Origin of the sequence: Pseudomonas sp. NPDC087697 (assembly GCF_044743155.1) — a bacterium.
Lineage (GTDB): Bacteria > Pseudomonadota > Gammaproteobacteria > Pseudomonadales > Pseudomonadaceae > Aquipseudomonas.
On sequence record NZ_JBIUVW010000033.1, the window covers coordinates 42,095 to 63,875 of the forward strand.

Annotated in this window: 20 protein-coding genes and 1 pseudogene; 8 read left to right on the forward strand and 13 right to left on the reverse strand. The window is 58.3% G+C overall.

Annotated elements, in window-relative coordinates:
• Window positions 1–43 precede the first annotated feature (43 nt).
• Window positions 44–1,978 (reverse strand): ATP-dependent DNA helicase RecQ, encoded by a 1,935-nt coding sequence (locus tag ACIPIN_RS20460; protein WP_401121429.1) that lies wholly within the window; start codon window positions 1,976–1,978, stop codon window positions 44–46.
• Window positions 1,979–2,421: 443 nt separating this feature from the next.
• Here ACIPIN_RS20460 and ACIPIN_RS20465 point away from each other — a divergent pair, with 443 nt between their 5' ends.
• The 3 genes and pseudogenes from ACIPIN_RS20465 to ACIPIN_RS20475 form a co-directional block, all read left to right on the forward strand.
• On the forward strand, window positions 2,422–2,727 hold the full coding sequence (locus ACIPIN_RS20465) for a hypothetical protein (RefSeq protein ID WP_401121431.1): 306 nt from the start codon (window positions 2,422–2,424) through the stop codon (window positions 2,725–2,727).
• A 415-nt stretch (window positions 2,728–3,142) separates the two neighbouring features.
• Window positions 3,143–3,439: a hypothetical protein gene (locus ACIPIN_RS20470; protein WP_401121433.1), complete on the forward strand. Its 297-nt coding sequence runs from the start codon at window positions 3,143–3,145 to the stop codon at window positions 3,437–3,439.
• A 112-nt stretch (window positions 3,440–3,551) separates the two neighbouring features.
• Window positions 3,552–3,707, forward strand: a pseudogene (locus tag ACIPIN_RS20475) (YhfG family protein); the annotation flags it as partial.
• Between the two features lie 71 nt (window positions 3,708–3,778).
• On the opposite strand, the gene ACIPIN_RS20480 reads toward ACIPIN_RS20475, so the two are convergent.
• From ACIPIN_RS20480 to ACIPIN_RS20510, 7 genes are all read right to left on the reverse strand, one after another.
• Complete coding sequence (locus tag ACIPIN_RS20480) at window positions 3,779–4,006, reverse strand: hypothetical protein (protein ID WP_401121435.1); 228 nt, start codon at window positions 4,004–4,006, stop codon at window positions 3,779–3,781.
• 109 nt (window positions 4,007–4,115) lie between these two features.
• A complete protein-coding gene (locus tag ACIPIN_RS20485; RefSeq protein ID WP_401121437.1) occupies window positions 4,116–6,305 on the reverse strand; it encodes a lipase family protein in 2,190 nt (729 codons plus the stop codon).
• A gap of 12 nt (window positions 6,306–6,317) precedes the next feature.
• Window positions 6,318–7,112 (reverse strand): hypothetical protein, encoded by a 795-nt coding sequence (locus ACIPIN_RS20490; RefSeq protein ID WP_401121439.1) that lies wholly within the window; start codon window positions 7,110–7,112, stop codon window positions 6,318–6,320.
• 12 nt (window positions 7,113–7,124) lie between these two features.
• Entirely contained in the window at window positions 7,125–7,898 is a 774-nt protein-coding gene (locus tag ACIPIN_RS20495; RefSeq protein WP_401121442.1) for a hypothetical protein, read from the reverse strand.
• Window positions 7,895–8,191, reverse strand: a complete 297-nt coding sequence (locus ACIPIN_RS20500) for a hypothetical protein (protein WP_401121445.1) — start codon at window positions 8,189–8,191, stop codon at window positions 7,895–7,897. Before ACIPIN_RS20500 ends, ACIPIN_RS20495 begins: the two co-directional genes overlap by 4 nt.
• Window positions 8,192–8,230: 39 nt before the next feature.
• Entirely contained in the window at window positions 8,231–8,749 is a 519-nt protein-coding gene (locus tag ACIPIN_RS20505) for a DUF4123 domain-containing protein (RefSeq protein WP_401121447.1), read from the reverse strand.
• Window positions 8,746–10,821, reverse strand: a complete 2,076-nt coding sequence (locus ACIPIN_RS20510) for a type VI secretion system tip protein VgrG (RefSeq protein ID WP_401121449.1) — start codon at window positions 10,819–10,821, stop codon at window positions 8,746–8,748. Before ACIPIN_RS20510 ends, ACIPIN_RS20505 begins: the two co-directional genes overlap by 4 nt.
• Before the next feature lie 216 nt (window positions 10,822–11,037).
• Between ACIPIN_RS20510 and ACIPIN_RS20515 the strand changes: the two genes are divergently transcribed.
• Window positions 11,038–11,391 (forward strand): DUF1493 family protein, encoded by a 354-nt coding sequence (locus tag ACIPIN_RS20515; protein WP_401121451.1) that lies wholly within the window; start codon window positions 11,038–11,040, stop codon window positions 11,389–11,391.
• A 149-nt stretch (window positions 11,392–11,540) separates the two neighbouring features.
• Here the strand turns inward: ACIPIN_RS20515 and ACIPIN_RS20520 are convergent, their stop codons facing one another.
• The 3 genes from ACIPIN_RS20520 to ACIPIN_RS20530 all read right to left on the reverse strand — a co-directional run bounded on the left by ACIPIN_RS20520 (window position 11,541) and on the right by ACIPIN_RS20530 (window position 14,755).
• Window positions 11,541–13,082, reverse strand: coding sequence for a phosphoenolpyruvate carboxykinase (locus ACIPIN_RS20520; RefSeq protein ID WP_401121452.1), 1,542 nt, complete (start codon window positions 13,080–13,082; stop codon window positions 11,541–11,543).
• Between the two features lie 179 nt (window positions 13,083–13,261).
• Window positions 13,262–14,164, reverse strand: a complete 903-nt coding sequence (gene hslO / locus ACIPIN_RS20525; RefSeq protein ID WP_401121453.1) for an Hsp33 family molecular chaperone HslO — start codon at window positions 14,162–14,164, stop codon at window positions 13,262–13,264.
• A 183-nt stretch (window positions 14,165–14,347) separates the two neighbouring features.
• Window positions 14,348–14,755: an RNA-binding S4 domain-containing protein gene (locus tag ACIPIN_RS20530; protein WP_054595099.1), complete on the reverse strand. Its 408-nt coding sequence runs from the start codon at window positions 14,753–14,755 to the stop codon at window positions 14,348–14,350.
• 220 nt (window positions 14,756–14,975) lie between these two features.
• Between ACIPIN_RS20530 and ACIPIN_RS20535 the strand changes: the two genes are divergently transcribed.
• The gene (locus tag ACIPIN_RS20535) at window positions 14,976–15,458 is read left to right on the forward strand and encodes an ATP-dependent zinc protease (RefSeq protein WP_401121456.1); all 483 of its coding nucleotides are present in this window, start codon (window positions 14,976–14,978) and stop codon (window positions 15,456–15,458) included.
• Window positions 15,455–16,360 (forward strand): 30S ribosomal protein S6--L-glutamate ligase, encoded by a 906-nt coding sequence (gene rimK, locus ACIPIN_RS20540; protein WP_401121457.1) that lies wholly within the window; start codon window positions 15,455–15,457, stop codon window positions 16,358–16,360. The genes ACIPIN_RS20535 and rimK overlap by 4 nt, the downstream gene beginning before the upstream one ends.
• A 97-nt stretch (window positions 16,361–16,457) precedes the next feature.
• On the opposite strand, the gene ACIPIN_RS20545 is transcribed toward rimK, so the two are convergent.
• Window positions 16,458–17,771, reverse strand: a complete 1,314-nt coding sequence (locus ACIPIN_RS20545; RefSeq protein ID WP_401121459.1) for an ATP-binding protein — start codon at window positions 17,769–17,771, stop codon at window positions 16,458–16,460.
• Window positions 17,772–17,879: 108 nt separating this feature from the next.
• A complete protein-coding gene (gene ompR, locus ACIPIN_RS20550; protein ID WP_054595095.1) occupies window positions 17,880–18,620 on the reverse strand; it encodes a two-component system response regulator OmpR in 741 nt (246 codons plus the stop codon).
• A 359-nt stretch (window positions 18,621–18,979) separates the two neighbouring features.
• Here ompR and ACIPIN_RS20555 point away from each other — a divergent pair, with 359 nt between their 5' ends.
• Together ACIPIN_RS20555 and ACIPIN_RS20560 are read left to right on the forward strand one after the other, a co-directional pair.
• Window positions 18,980–21,304 carry a Tex family protein gene (locus ACIPIN_RS20555; RefSeq protein ID WP_401121463.1) on the forward strand — a complete coding sequence of 775 codons (2,325 nt, stop codon included), beginning with the start codon at window positions 18,980–18,982 and terminating at the stop codon, window positions 21,302–21,304.
• A complete protein-coding gene (locus ACIPIN_RS20560) occupies window positions 21,304–21,687 on the forward strand; it encodes a PaaI family thioesterase (RefSeq protein ID WP_401121465.1) in 384 nt (127 codons plus the stop codon). The genes ACIPIN_RS20555 and ACIPIN_RS20560 overlap by 1 nt, the downstream gene beginning before the upstream one ends.
• The last annotated feature ends 94 nt before the right edge of the window (window positions 21,688–21,781 follow it).

Consider the following 21,781-nt stretch of genomic DNA (forward strand, 5'->3'; position numbering starts at 1 on the left):
ATGGCCTCTTCGCGAGCAAGCCCGCTCCCACCTGGGCGACAGTTCAGTCAGTCAGATTCGCCCCGGCCCATTCGCGCACCTCGGCATACGGATAATCTTCCAGCGCCGCAAACCCCGGAATCGCCCGCGCCTTGAGTTTGGTAAACAGCGGCACGCTGATACCGCACAAGAACCGTGTCAGCCGTTCCGCACCCGGCAAGCTGCCGCTGTAAGCCTCATGCCTGTGGATAAAGTCGCCGCACAGCGCCTCGAATTTTTTATCCACAAGCGCTGGCAGCTCAGGCGGTTCCGGCAGACGGGCAACCTGCCCATGACACACCGAACAATGCCCGCACTGCTGCGGCGCGTTTTCATCACCGAAGTACTGCGCCAATCGATAGCCCAGGCAGCGCTCGGTAGCGAACAGATCGAGCATCGCGTGGATACGCGCGATTTCGGTGCGTTCATGTTGTGTGAAGTAACCATGCAATTGGCTGCTCAACACCTGGGCATCGAAGTCCGTCATCAGCAGGCTGTAGACCTCGGTCATCTGCTTGCTTTCAAGCTCGACCCAACCCTTCTCCTGGAAGTAATCCAGCGCCTTGACCACCCGGTTGCGCTCGGCTTGATGCTGTTGATACAGCACCTCGAAATTCACCGTGGCCCAGGTTCGCGCACGACTGGAGGTCTGGATGATCGCCTCGACGAAGTCCCGTCGCTCGCCCTCGAAACGCGCCAGCAAAGCTTCAGGCTCCAGCAGGAACTTGAAACGGTATTCGGCAAAGTACGCGTAACGCGGTGCGATCAAGCCTTTCAACTCAAGCTGCACCAGCAAGGTCTTGAGCGGCAGTTGGCGAATATTGCTCTGGTCGGCCAGCGGCCCCAGCAAAAACTCCCATTGCCCATCCGGCGCGGCAGCTTGCAGTTCGTCGAGTACACAACGGATGCCATCCAGCTCCGGCGTGTCGCCGTAAACGAAGTTTTCCAACACGTTGAGGCTGTCGCGGTTGGCCAACACCAGGCAGTCGGAAGGTTGCCCGTCGCGTCCGGCACGGCCGATTTCCTGGCTGTAGTTTTCGATGGATTTCGGCAAGTCGAAATGCACCACGTTGCGGATATCGCTCTTGTCGATGCCCATGCCGAACGCGATGGTGGCGACGATGCAATTGGACTGCCCGCCCATGAACCGCCGCTGAATTGCTTCCCGCTGTTCATGGGGTAAACCGGCGTGATAGGCCTCGGCCTGAAGACCGTTTTGGCTCAGGTGCTGGGCAATCTGCTCAGCGGTTTTCTGCAAGGTCACGTAGACGATGCTCGGCTGCCCGGCACGCTGGCCCATCCACTCCACCAGACGCCGACGCTTGTCCTGACCACGCACCGGCTCAACCAGCAAATTAAGGTTGGGTCGATAGAAACCGGTGGTCACCACATCGTCCGCCGCGATGGCGAATTTTGCCTGCATGTCGGCGATCACTTTGGGCGTGGCGGTGGCCGTCAGCAGCAAGGTTTGCGGGATGTTGAACTGGCGCTGATAGTCCGGCAGCTTCAGGTAGTCGGGGCGAAAATTGTGGCCCCATTCGGAGATACAGTGCGCCTCGTCCACCACCAGCAACGAGATCGGCACTTGCTGCAAAAAATTGCGAAAACGCTCGTTCTTCAAACGCTCCACGGAAATCATCAGGATCTTCAACTCGCCGGACCTGGCCCGCGCCATCACCTCGTTGGCGTCATCGCGGCTCTGCGCCGAATCGATACTCGCAGCCGCAATGCCATGGCGCTGCAAGAACGCCAATTGGTCCTGCATCAGCGCCAGCAACGGCGAGACCACCAACGTCAGGTGCGGCAGCAACAAAGCCGGCAACTGATAGCACAAGGACTTGCCGGAGCCGGTCGGGAAAATCGCCGCCGCCGAGCGCCCGGCCAACACCGCACTGACCGCCGCCTCCTGGCCGGGCCGAAACTGTGGATAACCAAAGACCTGTTCGAGGGTGTTGTGCATAAGCTGTCACTCCGTTGACTGCTGCCATGCCGAAAGCCTAGCCGGCTAAAGCAGCGAGTCGAGAAAAGGTCAGGCGCAAAAGAGATACGGGATGATACAGGGAGAAAGGTGCAAGGCCCGTGATGCAATCCGTTTGCTGATGTTGTTCAAATTCGAAATCGTAAACCACGAAACGCCCTACACAGTCTGGCGCACGCGCTACTGCGGCTCTATCCGCTACGCCTGACAAGTGCGTAGGAAATTCGACCTCTAGGGGAATCGCTGAAAAAAACCTCGGGCAGTGCGTAGTCCTAAGCCTTGCGGGCAAGTAAACCCCCTACAAAACCTGTCCATGTACGCCGTCTTGCGACGCCTCGACGCCCACCCCTATAGTTTGCAGCGCGGCTGAAAGCCGTGTGTCGGCCTGCAGGAGCGACGTCGCGACTTCCTACAGGACACGTTCAATGAACCCGCTCGATCCGTCTAACAACCGCTATCACCCACTCAAAACCAACTACAGCGAAACCCCGGTTCTGGTCATCGACACCGAGGCCAATCCCCACGCCATTCTGGACGCCGCCCGACAACGCATCCGCGCCTCCAGCGACCTGCTCGAAACGCTTTATTGCCTGTGCTTCAAGCAAGCGGATGTGAAAGACATTCCGAATATCGTCAATGCGCTTTATCTGCTGACTCAGGATGGGAGTGATTTGCTTGAGGTGGCTCGGCAGCGGATGCCGAAAAGCACGACTGAATGCCCCCACGAATAACACCCCTCTGTAGGAGCAAGGCTTGCCCGCGATGAACGATAACGCGGAGTACCTGAATAATCGCCACACCGAACCAGGCATAAAATCTGTACGCAACGGCCTAACAAATCTTCGTCCCCGTCCTACAAGCTCATGCTCCTTGTCGGCTATCACCAGCCTGCACACCACACCTATAGTCGTTAGCGTCGCTGCAAAATCAGCGATCGGGCTTGGTCACCCGAAAATTTACAGAGAACATTCGCATCCCCTTGTATGCTGCGGGCACTAACATGTCGGCACGCTTTATGGCGGCTGTGTTTGGGACGCTTTCGAGCGTACCGGGTGTTCTCGCCGGTTGACCAACCTGAACACAGTCCGCCACCCATCGTTTGGTCACGGTTGGTGTGGTTCATTTGATCCATACAGAGAACAAACCATGAACACATTAGATCCGTTTGCAGACCGTTACCGTTCGTTGAAAACCAACTTCACCGACTCCCCGGTTCTGATCATCGACACAGAGGCCGACCCGCAAGACATCCTCGAAGCCGCCCTGCAGCGTATCCGCGCCTCCAGCGACCTGCTCGAAACCTTGCACTGCCAATGCTTCAAACACGGCGACGTCAAAGACATCCCCCATATCACCCACGCCCTGTACCTGCTGAATCAAGATGGCTGCGACCTACTCCAAGTCGCCCAGCAACGCATGTTGAACTGGAAAGCACCTACCTGACACACCCGATCCGCAGGCACGCCACGTTCCTGTGGGAGCTGGCTTGCCTGCGAAGAAAACACCGCGTGTTTCCAGGCATAAGTGAAGAAATAGCAGCTCTGAGACCACCCCCATGAGCCAATTAACCTTCAAACAAAAACAAGCGCATTACGAAAAGGTCCGCCGCTCAAACTACTTGGCCAGCCTACGCCTCGCCGGATTCGACACGTCACTGGCAGACCTCGACAAACCACTTCCTACACGAGAAGAAGTGCTCGAAAAGTACCGACAAGACGAACCTCCAACCTCTGCTTCCGCCCTTCCCCCCAAGCCTGGCAGCCCCACAGAGCCCTCCCCCTCTCAGTCAAAAGAAGTTAGATAAAGATCCAACCCTTCAGGAAAAACTACAGAGGCCAAGTGCTCAACCTCAAGCACCTGTGCTGCTATCAGTCGGATATCCACACCAACGCATTCATTGGTGTTCGTCCATTGCATCACGGGGATCAAGTCCGCCACCGACAGACTAATGCTGTGTTCAAAAACCAGGTCATCCCTACCAGGATGAAAGCCCATAACCGAAAAAATCATGGTTCTACCTCTCGCGTCTTATCCGCACTTTTTGTCTGGCGCCACGCACTAACAAGCAAACCGATCCCTTGTGAGATTTGGCTTGCCTGCAACAGAGGTCGCCATCGCCTCAAATGAACGAGTCGATATCCAGCGTGTAAGGCGTGCCAATCGAGTGACCATGGATGGCAGACAGCAGCTCATGTTCTGCATCAGGTTTGGGAACACAGGCCAATTGTTCGGCCTCGTTGTTTTCTGGGTGGGTGTTCCAACGAAACAGATTTTCCGCGAGTGTCTCTGGCTGATTGGCAACTGAACCGTAGATGTCATTTTCGGTTACCAACCTGTAGCGAAGGGTGTCCAGACGCGCGTGGGTCATTGCGATCTTGTCGATCTCGAGCATCAACGCTCCCGTCGTGTTCTGATGAGTATCGCGGTATTTGAGGGTTTGGCGATCGAGCTCGCGCGCCTTTTCACGCATCTGCTGGGTCACTCGCACCAGCGCACCGTCTATCAACGCAAACTCCCGATCAGTTACCAGGGACCGCCTGGACGCTTGCGATTCTTGCCAACGCCGCAGGGTGGCCCAGCAAGCCGGAATGTAACCGCCGGCCATCATGTGGTTGTTGACGTTGAATAGTTGAGTCAGTAAAGCCGGCCGATCCGGCAGGCCGTTTTTTTGCTGGAGCGCCACGCTGCACGCGGCGTGCTGGGTGATGGTGTCGCAGCCGGGCTCCCAGAGAATCGAGGACTGTGCTTTGCGACCAAATTCCACCGGCATGAAGTGACGCAAGGTGCCGTGGTGTTCGTAGGGCTCTCCCGTCCAGTTGGTGATCCCCGCGACAAACACCGAGAGGCCGACCGGTACGTTGACGAAGGTTAATGCCAACCCCGAGCCGAACACCTTCGCCTTGGTATTCATCCAGGTGCCGGGCACGCTTGGCACCGGGTCGTTGTGGTTCACCATGCGGTAATGCACCAGTGGGGCGGCACCTTTGGCGAAGTTGGCGTCACCGGCGCGGGGGGCGCCGTAGGTGTAGAGCTGGATGTCGTAGTTGAAATCCTGTTCTCGTCGCAGCATCTCTGAAAGCAGCAACGCTACTGCGCCGCCCAGACTGTGGCCGCAGATCAGAAGCTTTTGCCCGGCATAAAACTTATCGAAGTATTTCACAACGAAACCGTAGGCTTTTTGCGCGGCCTCGTAAAAACCACGGTGTACCTTGCTGTCGGTGTCTTCAAACGGCACTTGAAACGCATCGGCATCGCGCAGGCCATCCGCGACGAGTTCATAAGTGCCACGCACTGAAATCAGGATCAGTTCATCGTTGTGGGTGATGAACGCCTGGGTATCGGTAGCTTCTGCCCCTAGATTCCTATCGTCGAGGAAGTGGATCTTGGCGGGGTGTTCCTGATCTTCACGCAGTTCGGGATCGTTGACCGGATAGAGAGTGGGATCGAACGGCACAATCTCCAGTCGCTTGGAATACGGCACATCTTCATACAACGGGTAATAGGCTTTGGTTTGCGTGGAGTCGATCTTCCACAGTTCATCGAACTTGGCCAATGCATCCCCGAACCAGTTGCCCACGCTCGGTTGCAGCGGGAAGCTCACACAGGCTTCTTCTATTGGGGGCTTGTCTGGCTTCTGGCCAAAGGGGCAATAGCTCAAAGTGGCCATCAGCGCGAGTTGGTAGAGGTTCAGCGCGCAGAATTCGGAGCCGGTGGACAGCATCGGGCGCAAGGCCCGGAGCGGGCGTACTTCCAGCACCGTGTGTTGTTGCGGCATCAGGGCAACGCCGAGCTTGCCATGTTTGCCCATGATTTTCGCCGACCCTGAACTGTGGGGGTAATGGCGATACACCTCGGGAGGCAAATGCGCGACATGCTTGACCAGATGGCGCACTTCCACCTGGTAATACACATCAGCGCAGGCTTGTGCAGGGTTGTCTTTAGTGCGGGTGGCGTTTTTGTTCAGGTAGCGGGTTTGTTCAGCGCGTACTTGAAGTTCGGTGATCTTGAGCGGGTAATGCGGCCTTGTCTGTAAAAACGTGTATGCCTTTTCATGCCCTTGATAATTTTGAGCAAGGATTAATGCAATTGGCCCGGCAAAGTGGTTGTCCACCTTGCCGTTACCCGCAGCATCCAGCCGGCCAGTGTATTTTTGCCCTTCTGAATCGGTGACTTCATAGGCTAATCCGGCATAGGGTTCACCTGAGCCGAGTTCGTCCACCAACTGAAAGCTGGTCCATTTACCTTGCTCGGGGCAGGCAAGCACGCGATTGCTCAAGGGTGAGTTCAGTTCTTCATCCATTAATGTCATGTCGTCACTTCCTTATTCGGTGCAACCGGGATAAATAGTGCACTTCTGTCCATCCGGCATCTGAAAACCGCTGAAGTCTTTGTAGTTTCCGTAGCAGAACGCGTACTGATCTTCAAAGTTGTCGCCCATGCAGCGCTTCCAGCCGTTGTGAACTTTGACCCAGGTATCTCCGATAGCTGGCCGTTCCTCATCCGCCAACTTGATCGCCATTTTTACGGTTTTACCCGGTAGCTGATCCAGGGTGTACGCCGAGAACGGGCGACCACGCCCCGGCTCACCCAGTGCATCGGTTTTTTTGCAGTCGAGGATCTTTCTGAGGATGCGGGGCTTGCCTGAGGTGCGGAACAGCCATTGGCATTGCCCATAGAAGGTACTTTCGCCCGCCTCACCGAAGGTGCCCTTGTACTGTTCCTCCAGCTCATCGCGAATGGCGACCACGGCGCTATCCCCACTGATGTCCCCCCAGTCCTTGCCGTAAGCCGAGTTGATCTCCAGCTTGATGCGCCTGATCACCAAGGGGCAGCCGCTGACCGTTCTGTGAAGGGCGATTTCAGAATTGGGTGTGTAGGTTTCACGCCACTTCAAGTTGAACCCCACTTCCGTGTTTCTCCCGCCCGGCACGCTGCAGGTTTCCCCTTTGGCAGGCTCATACACAGCGACGGCCTGATAGGCAAAATCGGGCGATAGATCGGCGGTGAAGGTGAAGGTGTTCGGCTGGCCGGTGGCGCAGCCTGCCGTTAAAGCGAGGTAACAACCCAAGGCAGGAATTTTAAACCGCGACTTCACCTGCGAATTCAACGTTGTCATTGGGTAATGTCCTTATTCGGTGCAACCGGGATAAATGGCGCACTTCTGCCCATCCGGCATCTGAAAACCGCTAAAGTCTTTGTAGTTCCCGTAGCAGAACGCGTACTGGTCTTCAAAGTTGTCGCCCATGCAGCGCTTCCAGCCGTTGGGCACTTTGACCCAGGTATCTCCGATAGCGGGCCGTTCCTCATCCGCCAACTTGATCGTCATCTTCACGGTTTTACCCGGTAGCTGATCCAGGGTGTACGCCGAGAACGGCCGACCACGCCCCGGCTCGCCCAGGACATCGGTTTTTTTGCAGTCGAGGAGTTTTACAATGCGTCGTTTTGACCCCATGGTGCGAAACAGCCATTGGCATTGGCCGTAGAAGGTACTTTCGCCCGCTTCGCTGAAGGTGCCCTTGTACTGCTCCTCCAGCTCATCGCGAATGGCGACCACGGCGTCGTCCCCTCCAAAATCTCGCCGGGTTTTGCCGTAGGTGGCGTTGATCTCCAGCTTGATGCGCCTGATCACCAAGGGGCAGCCGCTGACCGTTCTGTGAAGGGCGATTTCAGATGTGGGGGTGTAGGACTCACGCCATTTCAAGTTGAACCCCACTTCCGTGTTTCTGCCGTCCGGCACGCTGCAGGTTTCCCCTTTGGCTGGCTCATACACAGCGATGGCCTGATAGGCAAAATCGGGTGGTAGATCGGCGGTAAAGGTAAACGTGTTCGGCTGACTGGTGGCGCAGCCGGCCGTTAAAGCAAGGCCGCAGCCCAGACTTACGGTGTGTAGCACGCGTTTCATAGAGGGGCGTCTCCTTGCCAAAACTCCACTGCCTGAGACACCCGTTCGAAGTGTTCGATGGGGTTCTCATCAGGGCGCACTTGCCAGTGCTCGGGCAGTGTATAGGCTGGCGCCTTCAAGCTCTGAGTCAGCAGAAACGCCAACTGCTCCGGCGCCGACCATCCCCACGCGTCAGCCAAGGCCAGCTGGCTGCTCAGCCACGCCTCATGATCCTGTTGCTCGGCGAGCCTGGCGTAGGCCTCGACATGTTCAGCCAACAGATAGCGGTGAGCATTGGCCAGCCGAATCTCCATGGCCTGATGTTTGGGTACAGGAATCTGCAGCCACAGCGGTTAATCAGGCACTGGGTACGCACCGGGAGCGGGATTGTCAGTGCTGGCCCAACACTCCCCCTGCCAGTAGCACACACTGATCGCCGGACCGAGATAGGCCGGGTAGGCCTCGACGGGTAAATGCTCTAAAGCTCGGGTCAAAACGCGGTTGTCGTGAAAGCGATAGAGCGCCTGCTGGGGCCGGGCGCCAATCATCAGGCGTTCGCGCCAATGCTTGGCCAGCGCGAGCAGGTCACCGTGTTGAAGGCTGGCAAACCAGCCCCAGTTGCGCTTCGGCACCTTGAGCAGTTCATGGATACGTGAGTCGTCAGGATTGTCGAGGAGAAAGATGAACGGCCCGACATCCGCCAGCTCAGCCACCGGGGTTGCACGGTACACGCTCAGATACTGATCGTATGGGAGGGTCTTCAACAGGGATCGACGCATTTCGTGCTCATCGGCTGAGTCCAGAACGAGGCATAGGGAGTGCCCAAGGCGTCGTTGTTCGCTCATCCATTGACGAGGTAGCGAGTGGGTCATGCGGCGGCTCCTTGCGTCAGACAGAGGCCCGCTCGACAGGCTTCGCAGAGGGGACAGAAATCTGAACCCATGGCTTTGCTGGCCGCCATGAGCGTGCTCTGTGAGAGTGCAATGATTGGCGGCAGTTGAGCAGGCACCGACAAGGCGTCCAGCACGCCGGGCATCAATGGTGACGCCGCTGCCCCTGCAACGGGCGCGCCACCGATGGCCATCTCGCTGCTGCCGAAGAGCCCGCCGTGACCAAGCACGAAGTGTTGATCGCCGATATTCAAGGTAATGCTCCCACCTGCAGAAAGCACCAGATTGTCAGTGGCCCTGATATGCACATCCCGACCGGCTTCGACCACCAGCGTCTGGCCGATACGGGTGTGGCTGCTGCTGGCGACATTCAGATAGTCGTTGGCCTTGAGCTGGACTTTGCGATCTGCCGTGACGGTGCGTTGCTCTTCGGCCTCCAGTACCGTGATGCTGTGGCCCTTGATGGTTTCCCGACGTTCATTGCCCACTTCCAGTCGGCTGTCGTTTTCGACCTTCTGCTCCATGTCACGCTGGGCACGCAGGTAGATCAATTCCCGGCCAGTACGGTCTTCCAGGTGCAGTTCGTTGAAGCCGCTGCTGTCCGGCGAACTGCGGGAGCGGAACACGCTACGGGTTTTGTGCTCCGGCAGTTCATAGGGCACCGGGTTGGTGCTGTTGGCCAGGCAGCTAATAATCACCGGCTGATCGGGGTCGCCTTCCTGAAAGCTGACCAACACTTCCATCCCCACTCTCGGGAGGGTGACGCTACCATGGCCGTTACCGGCCAAGCTGGAGCCCACACGCAGCCAGCAACTGCTTTTGTCGTCGTGGCGACCTTCGCGATCCCAGTGAAACTGCACCTTGACCCGACCGTATTGATCGCAGTAGATCTCTTCGCCCTTGGGGCCGGTGACCACGGCGGTATGGATGCCGGGGATTCGCGGTTTTTTATAGTTTTTCTGCGAGCGGTAAAACACATCCCATGGAATGGCGACAAAGGTGTTCCGATACCCCTGAACAAAGCCCCCCGCCTGCCCGCTGGTATCGCTAGCGATGTTCTCTTCCAGCACTTGGGGCTGCTTGGCCTCATGGCGAACCTGAGTCAGTAACCACAGATCGTTTAACTCCTGCTCCGGATGGTCGAGCAGTTGCAGAAAGTGCCCAGTCACCAACATTGGCTGATCGCTGTTACCCTCGGCTTGAACGTAATCAGCACGATGACGCTCAAGTGCCCGTCGACTCAGCTGTTTACCGTGCTCCCGTTGGGTGAAGCGACCCGGGTAATCGTAGCCTTCCAGGTCCGGATGAACCTCTTCTGTGAGGGGGCGGAAATCGGACTCCAGTACAACGTGCGCCCGCTTGAAATCGTAATCACGGCGAGTGGTACGGCTGGTGCGCGTCTCCAGTCGCAGATCAAATTGTTTGATCACAGGTTCTTCGGCGACCATGCCACTGTCAGGTTTGTAGGCTGTGGGTCGCGAAAGTTTGGGAAACACCGTCTGGTCATCCCCTAACACCAACACATGGCCGGTGTACGAGTGCCTGAAGTGGTAGTGAAGCCCCTCTTCCTGGCACAGGCGCTGGATGAAATGCAGGTCGGTTTCGTCGTATTGGACGCAGTATTCACGCGGCGGGTAAACCGCATTCAGCCGGATCTCAAGGGCATCGCCCTGGATGCCATGCTCAGCCAGAATCTGTGAAATGATCTGCGGCACAGTCCGCTGCTGAAACATTCGCTGATTGGTGCGGTGACGCAAGTAAGCGAGCTGCGGAACGAGCGTCAGCGAATAGCGCGTCAACCGTTTACCGATCTCACCCTTTTCAACACGGTAAACCTGCCCGTGAATGCCGTTTCCCTGCTGGTCAAACGCCAGAAATGCCTGTTTATGCATCAGGCTTTGGAGGTTCAGATCCGGGCGTTCGCTTACCAGCGCTACATCGATGGCAAAGGGCGTGCTGATCTCTTCGTCGCCAGAAAAAGCGAGCACCTGAAGGCTGTGATCAAAGTCGTGAATGGTCAGGGTGAAACGAGTGTGGTGGGTCGAGTCGAGCATCCATTTTCCCTTCGGCTAAGGGCGCTCATGCAGCCATGAAATCGCCCTGACTCAAAGGCTCTCACGCTAACAAATGTGAAAAAACGAAGATGTAGGATGTACCGTAGGAGCCTTCCCAAAGTTGTAACAGGGGTGAAACGGCTAAGCCATTCGAATGCCGTAACGCTCAAGTCCATGCAATCATCTTCCATCGCATGCACCCCACGGACACGCACCATGAACCTCGCCCCCAACTTCCCCGACGACCACGCCATGCAGTTACTCATGCAGCTACTGCACGAAGAACTCGGCCTGCCTGAACGCAAAACCATCAACCTCAACACCTCGATCAACTTCGACCTCGACTGCGACGGCTCGGATGCACGACACCTGATGGAAGCCCTGGAAGAACAGTTCGCCATCGACTTCATAGACTACGACGCCTATCGCTACTTTCAGCCTGAAGACTTTGACGTGTTTCTCAAACGACGGGCCAAGGGTCGTGGCGACAAGCTCCCGCTGACCATCGGCATGCTCTACAAAGCGATCAAGGTCCAACGGTGGGATACACAAGTATTGGAAGGCATCTAACCGAACGCATAAGTGCCATTATTCTGGCCGTTTAGCGCCGTTTCAGCTGGAATAATGGCAGTTCTGTCTCAAAGTCACGGAAACAAGCACCCACAAAAAAGCCGCCCCTAAGGGCGGCTTTCTCTTACCTCAAACCACTTACCGAATCATTACAACTTCGGCCCAGCAGCCTTGATCGCGTCGCTCACATCAAACTTCTTGAAGTTCTCAACGAACAACCCAGCCAACGCCTTGGCCGCTTCATCATAAGCAGCCTTGTCAGCCCAGGTGTTACGTGGGTTCAACAGGCCAGTCTCAACGCCTGGCACAGCCAGTGGCACGTCGAGGTTGATGGTGTCGAGGTGTTCGGTGGCTGCACCGATCAACGCGCCGCTCTGGATCGCTGCGATCACGCCGCGAGTGGTCGGGATGTTGAAGCGTTTGCCGACGCCGTAGCCGCCGCCGGTCCAGCCGGTGTTGACCAGGTAGACCTTGGAGCCGAAGCCGCGGATGCGTTTGATCAGCAGTTCTGCGTATTCGCCAGCCGGGCGCGGGAAGAACGGTGCGCCGAAGCAGGTGGAGAAGGTCGATTTGATGCCGCTGCCGGAACCCATTTCGGTCGAGCCCACCAGCGCGGTGTAGCCGGACAGGAAGTGGTAGGCCGCTTGTTCTTCATTGAGGATCGACACTGGCGGCAGCACGCCGGTCAGGTCGCAAGTCAGGAAGATCACTGCATTCGGCTCGCCACCGAGGTTCTTCTCTGAACGCTTGGCAACGTGCTCCAGCGGGTAGGCGGCGCGGCTGTTCTGAGTCAGGCTGACATCGGTGTAGTCGGCGTGTTTGGCGTCGTCGATAACAACGTTTTCCAGGACTGCGCCGTGCTTGATGGCTTTCCAGATGACCGGCTCGTTCTTCTCGGACAAGTCGATGCACTTGGCATAGCAACCGCCTTCGATGTTGAACACCACGCCCTCGCCCCAACCGTGCTCGTCGTCACCGATCAGGTAACGGCTTTCGTCGGCGGACAGGGTGGTCTTGCCGGTGCCGGACAGACCGAAGAACAGGGTCACGTCGCCCTCTTCGCCGATGTTGGCGGCGCAGTGCATTGGCAGCACGTCGGCGGCCGGCAGCAGGAAGTTCTGCACCGAGAACATGGCTTTCTTCATTTCACCGGCGTAGCGCATGCCGGCGAGCAGCACTTTCTTCTGGGCGAAGTTGATGATCACGCAGCCGTCGGAGTTGGTGCCGTCACGCTCTGGCACGCACTCGAAGTTGGCGACGTTGAGAACTTGCCACTCTTCACGACCAGCCGGGTTGTACTGGGCCGGGTTGATGAACAGGCAACGACCGAACAGGTTCTGCCAGGCAGTCTGGGTAGTCATTTTCACGGCCAGGTAGTGCTCTTCAGCCGCACCTACGTGCACGTGGGAAACGAAATGCTCTTGCGCGTTGTTGAACGCCTCAACACGAGCCCACAGGGCATCGAACTTGTCGGCCGGGAACTTGCGGTTGATCGGGCCCCAGGCGATGGCGGCCTGAGTGGTTGGCTCTTCAACGATGAAACGGTCGACTGGCGAGCGACCGGTACGGTGACCGGTGCGAACGACCAGCGCGCCGGTATCGGCAAGCTCGCCCTCACCGCGACTCAGGGCTTCTTTAACCAGATCGTCAACACTCAGATCGGTGTACACAGCATTATTGGCTTGCGTCATGAGGTTCCCCGTCGGCCAGTGGCCGAGTGCTCCAAACGTTTTGTAGTAGAAAGTCGCGCACTACTACCGCTAAAAAAGTGGGCCGGATTATGCCAGAAAAGCCTGAAAAGAGTAGGGTCCTCCCGTCAGGACGGCGTTATTCCGGCGTTTACCAGTGAATTTACCTGCACTGAAGCGTTTTAGTGACGAGTATCTGACGGTGTATCCACACCCGCTCCAGCGAACAATTGGGTGATATCGGCCGCATCGAACAGGTAACGCTGGTTGCAGAACTGGCAGTCGATCTCGATGCGGCCACCGTGCTCGATCACCAGTGCCTGGGCATCTTCCAGACCCAGGCTGACCAGGGCATTGCCCGAACGCTCACGCGAGCAGCTGCAACGAAAGCGTAGTTTCTGCACGTCAAACAGGCGCACCTGCTCTTCGTGGTAGAGACGATGCAAAATAGTTTCGTTGTCCAGGCTCAGCAATTCATCGGCGGTCAGGGTACTGCCCAGCGCGGTGATGTGCTGCCAGCTGGCGGCGCGTTCTTCTTCGTCTTTCAGGCGATCGGCCGGCAGTTGTTGCAGCAGCAGGCCACGGGCGCGACGACCGTCGGCGTGCAGCCAGAAGCGCGTGCCGACTTGCTGGGACATGACGAAATAGTTGGTGAAGCATTCCGACAGGGTCCCGCCATCAAGGTCGACGATGCCTTGGTAACGCTGGCCTTGGGTCGGGTCGACGGTGAGCGCGAGTACGCCGTTGGGCATCATGTCGGCCAGGGTCGCGTCGGCGGCAATCTTGTCCGCGTCGTAACGCGCCAAACCACGGATTTCACGCTCGCTGGAGCATTCGATCATCAGCAGCGACACCGGACCTTCGGAACGCGCCTGCAGAATCAGCAAGCCATCGAACTTCAAGGTGCCGACCAGCAGCGCCGCAGCCGCCATCAACTCGCCGAGCAGTTGTGCGACCGGCTCCGGATAGGGGTGTTTGGCGAGGACTTCGGCATAACTACGCTCCAACGCCACCAGCTCGCCGCGGGTGTCGCTGTCATCGAAGATGAAGCGTTGGGTGTAGTCGGTATCCGGTAGATCAGTCATAGGTCTGGGTATCTGAAGTGAAAACTAAAGGATGACAAGGGCTGAAAATCGCGCCTTGCGCACCGTTTTGGTGCGTTAATATTGGCCATGACAGGCATTTTATGAACAATCCGGGTTTGTTCCAAGCAAGGTCGAACCGCGGCATATTGACGCTGTGTAATGTAGTCCAGTCAGAACGCCAACTTACTCGCCAGCATTCCCTCCATGAAACTTGAACAGATCCCGGCGCTGCTTCTTGCTCGGCTTGCCGTCGGTGCTGACGCCCAAGGCACCGGCCTTGCGCTGGGCAGCGGCGTTTTCGCGTTTGGCGATGCTGGCTTCGGTCTCAACGTACAACGTCTGGGCCTCGGGGGCACCACGACGGACGATCGATAGTGCCTGGACCACCACGGTACGCTCATCGAAACCGGCGCGAATCTGAAACTCGTCACCAATCCGCGGCTCTTTGCCCGGTTTGCAGCGCTCGCCCCGGCAATGCACCTTGCCGCTTTCGATCGCCGCTTTGGCCAGCGCGCGGGTTTTGTAAAAGCGCGCCGCCCACAACCACTTATCGAGACGGACTTTGTCGTCCTCTTCGTTTTTTTGTGCCATGGGTTTTCCTCATTCTGAAATATTTCTGAACTGTACTACCGTTTCTGTCGTGCCATGATTTTCACCGGTTCAGCATACAATGCGCGACGCTTTTGAGCCTGGCTCGGGAGCCGAAAATCCGGGCCGTAGATATCTGTCGCCTTTTACCTATTATTCTGCGTGAATACCGCGAATTCGGCCGCTTTGCGGTGCGAACGGGCTTCTCACCGGTTGAGCACATTTGAAGACATTTGACCATTTGACCGTTGTGGGTCTGCGCGAGTGGGTGGCGCTTCCTGATTTGGGAGTCGCGGGCCTGCGGGCGAAGATCGACACCGGCGCCAGCACCTCCACCCTGCATGCCACCGAAATCGAGCCGTTCGAGCGCGACGGGGAAACGTGGGTGCGTTTCAATGCGCACCTGGGCACGGTGGTGCAATTGCGTCATCGCCGCTGTGAAGCGCCGCTGGTGACGATGAAAACCATTAAAAGCTCCAACGGCCAAGCGCAGGTGCGTTACGTGATCAGTACCACCCTGGCGCTCGGCGATCGGGTTTGGCGAGTGCAGTTCACCCTTGCCTGCCGCAAGTCCATGCGTTATCGCCTGTTACTCGGTTCCAAAGCCCTGATCGACGGCCAGTTGGTGGTCAATCCGGACATTAAATACGTTCAAGACAAGCCGGTGTTCCCGGTGTCCACTACCTCCTCCACAGGTGTTGCATGAAGATCGCTGTGCTGTCGCGGAACCCGCGTCTGTATTCCACTCGTCGTTTGGTTGAGGCCGGCACCGAACGCGGCCATGAGATGGTGGTGATCGACACCCTGCGCGCCTATATGAACATTGCCAGTCATAAGCCGCAGATCCACTACCGCGGCAAGCCGCTGGAAGGCTTCGACGCAGTGATCCCGCGGATCGGCGCGTCGGTGACGTTTTATGGCTGTGCGGTATTGCGCCAGTTCGAAATGATGGGCGTGTTCCCGCTCAACGAGTCGGTGGCCATCGCCCGCTCGCGGGACAAACTACGTTCGCTGCAGTTGCTTTCGCGTCGCGGTATCGGTTTGCCGGTCACTGGTTTTGCTCACTCACCGGACGACATTCCCGACCTGATCGATATGGTCAACGGCGCGCCACTGGTGATCAAGGTGCTGGAAGGCACCCAAGGCATCGGCGTGGTGATGTGTGAAACGGCTACGGCGGCGGAGTCGGTGATCGAGGCGTTCATGGGCCTCAAGCAGAACATCATGGTTCAGGAGTACATCAAGGAAGCCGGCGGCGCGGATATTCGCTGCTTCGTGGTCGGCGACAAGGTGATCGCCGCGATGAAGCGTCAGGCCAAGCCCGGCGAGTTCCGCTCCAACCTGCACCGTGGCGGCAGCGCCAGCCTGATCAAGATCACACCGGAAGAACGCATGACTGCGTTGCGTGCGGCCAAGGTCATGGGGCTGAGCGTCGCGGGCGTGGATATCTTGCGCTCCAACCACGGGCCGCTGGTGATGGAAGTGAACTCGTCGCCGGGGCTGGAAGGGATCGAAACCACCACCAGCAAGGACGTGGCGGGGATCATCATTCAGCACCTTGAGAAGAATGGCGGGCCGAACATGACGCGGACCAAGGGCAAGGGTTGAGAACTCAATAAGCCTTGAAAAGATCGCAGCCTGCGGCAGCTCCTACGGGGTACGTCGTTCTCCTGTAGGAGCTGCCGCAGGCTGCGATCTTTTTTGGCTACACCGCGTCTCTTGGCAACATCAGCCCAAGCGGCAATCTCACCCGCGCTTCCAAACCACCACCGGAGCGGTTGCGCAGTTCAACGTTGCCGCCATGCATCGACGCAATCCGCTTGACGATAGCCAACCCCAACCCGGTGCCCTTGCCGCCCCGCGCACGGTCGCCACGGGTGAAGGGGTTGAAGATCGCTTCCAGCTCTGACGGATCGATCCCGGCGCCACGGTCCATGACGCTCAGCACCACATACGGCGCGCTGACGTCTCCCGAGACATACGCCGCCACCTCAACGCCGCTACCGGCGTGATGCAAGGCATTGCCGATCAGGTTGTTCAAGAGGCGTTTCATCGATACCCGACGCAACGGGAACGGCTGAATCGGCTCCAGGCGCAAGCGCACCCGCTCCTCGCTCTGGTTGTAAGGCGCCGCCACTTCACGCACCAGATCACTCAGGTCGACCTCTTCCACCGACTCGTCCCGACCATCACGAATGAACGCCAGGAACTGGTCGAGAATCGCGTCCATGTCTTCGATGTCACGCACCATGTCGTCGCTCAGGTCGCTGTGGTTGCCCATCAGCTCCAGCGACAGACGCAAACGGGTCAGCGGTGTACGCAAGTCGTGTGATACCCCGGCGAGCATCAATTCACGTTCGCGACCGGCCTGCTCAACGTCTTCCGCCATCTGGTTGAAGGCACGATAGACCTCGGTCATTTCACTCGGCGTGTCGCTGATCGGCAGACGCACGCTGCGGCCCTGACCCAGTTGTCGGGCGGCATCGACCAGACGTTTGAGCGGCTGATTGAGCTGGCTGACGAAAATCCACGCCGACGCGGTGGATAACAAGCCGATGGCGAGGAACCAGCCGAGTACGTTCCAGATTTTCTGGCCGCGCAACGGATGCGGGTACAGCGGTACTTTCAGCCAGCCATCGCCCAGGCTTGGCGCCCGGACCCAAAGCGCCGGCGGTGAATGCATGCGTAATCGCACTTCAGTGTCGGCGCCCAGCTCGGCCTGCATCTGTCGTTGGTAGATTTCACTGTAGGGCCAATGCTGCTCGCCCTCGGGAACACCGGCGCCCACCACTCGGATCAGTGTCGCGGCATCGGCAATCTTCGCCCGGTTTTCTTCGTCCGCTGCCCAGTAGGCGCGCAAGGTCAGCGCGACACCGTGGCTGTATTGACGATCCACCAGCACGTCCTCGTTCATCAACAGATAAACCAGGGTCAACGCCTTGGAAAACAACACGACGATCAGCACCAGCCAGAGGGTGCGAGCGAAAAAACTCTGGGGGAACCACACGGGGGTTTTCATAGACAACCGCTACACACTTTGCAGGAGCGAGCGAGGCTCGCAGAATTGCGGATCGCGAATCAACCGGGTGACGCATTAACCGGCTGACCCGCTCCTACAAATCACCGATCACTTGGTCGCGGTGCCGTCCGGAACGAACACGTAACCTACGCCCCAGACCGTTTGAATGTAGCGTGGTTTCGACGGATCAGGCTCGATCATCCGGCGCAGGCGGGAGATCTGGACGTCGATGGAGCGCTCCAGGGCATCCCATTCGCGGCCACGGGCCAGGTTCATCAGCTTGTCGCGGGTCAGCGGTTGACGCGCGTTCATCACCAGCGCCTTGAGAACCGCGAACTCACCGGTGGTGAGCATGTGTACTTCGTCGCCGCGCTTGAGTTCGCGAGTCGCCAAAGACAATTCGTAATCACCGAAGGTCACGCTTTCGTCTTCGCTGCCCGGTGCGCCCGGCACTGGCGCCGACTGACGACGCAGAACCGCTTTGACACGCGCCATCAGCTCGTCCGGGTTGAACGGCTTGGCCAGGTAATCGTCGGCGCCCAGTTCGAGGCCTTTGATACGGCTCAGCTCGTCGCCCTTGGCGGTCAGCATGATGATCGGGATCTGATTGTTCGCGCCGCGCAGACGGCGGCAGGCGGTCAGGCCGTCTTCGCCGGGCAACATCAGGTCGAGGACGACCAGGTTGAACACTTCACGCGCCAGCAGACGATCCATCTGTTCGGTGTTCGGTACGGCGCGGGCACGGTAGCCCTTGCTGACGAAAAAACGTTCCAGCAGGCTGCTGAGCCCTGGATCGTCGTCAACGATAAGAATTTTTTCGCCTTCAGCAGTTTGTGCAGTGCTGCTCATTGGATGCTCCTTTGATCTCGGTGCGCATTATGGCGTAGCTGCCGTTATACGCACCGTGTGCATTGTTAGCAGATTTTTCCTGTGCCGCCAGCGATACGGCCTTTATGCCTACAGGTTGCGATGCCCCCATCGGGCAGAACGGCGGTTATAATGCGCGGCCTTTTGTGTCGGGCAACGTCTGATCGTTACTGTCAGTGGCGGCTTTTTATTTTTACGCCTGGCAGTAATTTTTCGATTCCACGGGTCAATGGGATGCCTTTTGATCCAGGTAGCGGCGCTGGCCAGGCCGCTCAACCAGACTCGCCGGGCCTTATTCCCTGCGCCCGCGAGCCTGCTTTCACAATTTGTCAGGTGGTTTTATGGACAGCATCAACAGCCGCATCGCCGAGGAACTCGGTGTACGCCCACAACAGGTCGAAGCGGCCGTCGCGCTACTCGATGAAGGCTCCACGGTGCCCTTCATCGCCCGCTACCGGAAAGAAGTGACCGGCAGCCTCGATGACATCCAGTTGCGGCATCTGGAAGAGCGTCTGCGCTACCTGCGAGAACTCGACGAACGGCGCATCAGCATCCTTGCCAGCATCGAAGAGCAAGGCAAGCTGACCCCGCAACTTGAACGCGACATCAAGCTCGCCGACACCAAAACCCGCCTCGAAGACTTGTACCTGCCGTACAAGCAGAAGCGCCGCACCAAGGGTCAGATCGCCCTGGAAGCCGGCCTCGGCGAACTGGCCGACGGTTTGTTCAACGACCCGAACCTGACGCCAGACACCGAAGCCGCCCGCTTCGTCGACGCCGAAAAAGGCGTGGCGGACGTGAAAGCGGCCCTCGAAGGCGCCAAATACATCCTCATGGAACGCTTCGCCGAAGACGCCAACCTGCTCGACAAGCTGCGCAGCTACCTGAAGCAGGAAGCCACTCTGAGTGCCCGCGTCATCGCCGGCAAGGAAGAAGAAGGCGCCAAGTTCCGCGATTACTTCGAACACGACGAACCACTGAAAAGCATGCCATCGCACCGCGCCCTGGCGATTTTCCGGGGCCGCAACGAAGGCTTCCTCAGCTCCGCGCTGAAAGTCGGTGACGAACTGCCGGGCACCATGCACCCATGCGAAGGCATGATCGGTCAGCAATTCGGCATCGCCAACCAGAACCGCCCGGCCGATAAATGGCTCGGTGAAGTGGTGCGCTGGACCTGGAAGGTCAAGCTCTACACGCACCTGGAAACCGACCTGCTCGGTGAGCTGCGTGACGGCGCCGAGACCGAAGCGATCAACGTCTTCGCGCACAACCTGCACGACTTGCTGCTGGCAGCTCCCGCCGGCCCACGCGCCACGCTGGGCCTGGACCCGGGCCTGCGCACCGGCTGCAAGGTGGCGGTGGTCGACTCCACCGGCAAGCTGCTGGATCACGCCACGGTTTACCCGCACGTGCCGCACAACAAGTGGGACCAGACCATCGCCGTACTCGCCGCCCTGTGCGCCAAGCACTCGGTGGACCTGATCGCCATCGGCAACGGCACCGCCAGCCGTGAAACCGACAAACTCGCTGCGGACCTGATCAAAAAATACCCGGCGATGAAAATGACCAAGGTCATGGTCTCCGAAGCCGGTGCTTCGGTGTACTCGGCCTCGGAACTGGCCTCCAAGGAATTCCCGGACCTCGACGTGTCGATCCGTGGCGCCGTGTCGATTGCCCGTCGCCTGCAAGATCCGCTAGCCGAGCTGGTGAAGATCGATCCGAAATCCATCGGTGTCGGCCAATACCAGCACGACGTGTCGCAGTTGAAACTGGCGCGTGGCCTGGACGCGGTGGTCGAGGACTGCGTGAACGCCGTCGGCGTCGATGTGAACACCGCCTCCGTCGCGCTACTGGCGCGTATCTCCGGCCTCAATGCGACCCTGGCGCAGAACATCGTGACCCACCGCGATGAAAACGGCGCGTTCAAAACCCGTGCTGCGTTGAAAAAAGTCGCCCGTCTCGGCGAAAAGACCTTCGAACAAGCCGCCGGCTTCCTGCGTGTGATGAACGGCGACAACCCGCTGGATTCTTCCGCCGTTCACCCGGAAGCCTATCCGTTGGTGCAACGTATCGCAGCTGAAACCGATCGCGATATCCGCTCGCTGATCGGCGACGCAAGCTTCCTCAAGCGTCTCGATCCGAAGAAGTACACCGACGAAACCTTCGGTCTGCCAACGGTTACCGACATCCTGCAAGAACTGGAGAAGCCGGGCCGCGACCCGCGTCCAGAGTTCAAGACTGCCGAATTCCAGGAAGGCGTCGAAGACCTCAAGGACTTGCAACTGGGGATGATCCTCGAAGGCGTGGTGACCAACGTGACCAACTTCGGTGCTTTCGTCGATATCGGCGTGCATCAGGATGGTTTGGTGCATATCTCGGCACTTTCCGAGAAGTTCATCAAGGATCCGCGTGAAGCGGTGAAAGCCGGCGACGTGGTGAAGGTCAAGGTCATGGAAGTCGACATCCCGCGCAAACGCGTTGGCCTGTCGATGCGCATGAGCGACACCCCGGGCGAGAAGATCGACGGTGCTCGTGGCGCACGTCCAGGTTCGGCGCCGCGTCAGTCTTCGAGCACCGCACCGCGTAAAGAAACCACGGCAGCAGCTCCATCCAACAACGCCATGGCGTCGTTGTTCGCCAATGCCAAGCAGTTGAAGAAGCGCTGATGGAGGTCCCTGCGGGGTTGACCGAAAGCGCTTTTTTCAAGCTGCTGGGTTGCCGTTTGCACAGCCTTGAGGTCGGGGTGGCGCAAGTCGCCCTGGCCCTTGAGCCTGAGCTGCGCAATCGCGGTGGCAAGCTGCACGGCGGGGCGTTGTTCAGTCTGGTGGACATTGCCATGGGGCTGGCCTGTTCCAGCTCCCATGGTTTTGATCAGCAGAGCGCGACCATCGAGTGCAAGATCAACTACATCCGCGCTGTGGCTGAAGGCGAGGTGATGTGCACGGCGCGGGTCATTCACCCGGGCCGGCGCACGCTGGTGGTCGAAGCGGATGTGATGCAAGGCGACAAACTGGTCGCAAAAGCACAAGGCACGTTCGCTGTCCTGTAGCTAGCTGTCATCGATTTGAGTTAATTTCGGCGCTGCGAATCCTGTGGGAGCGAGCTTGCTCGCGATGGCGGTGTGTCAGACGACTTATTGTTGA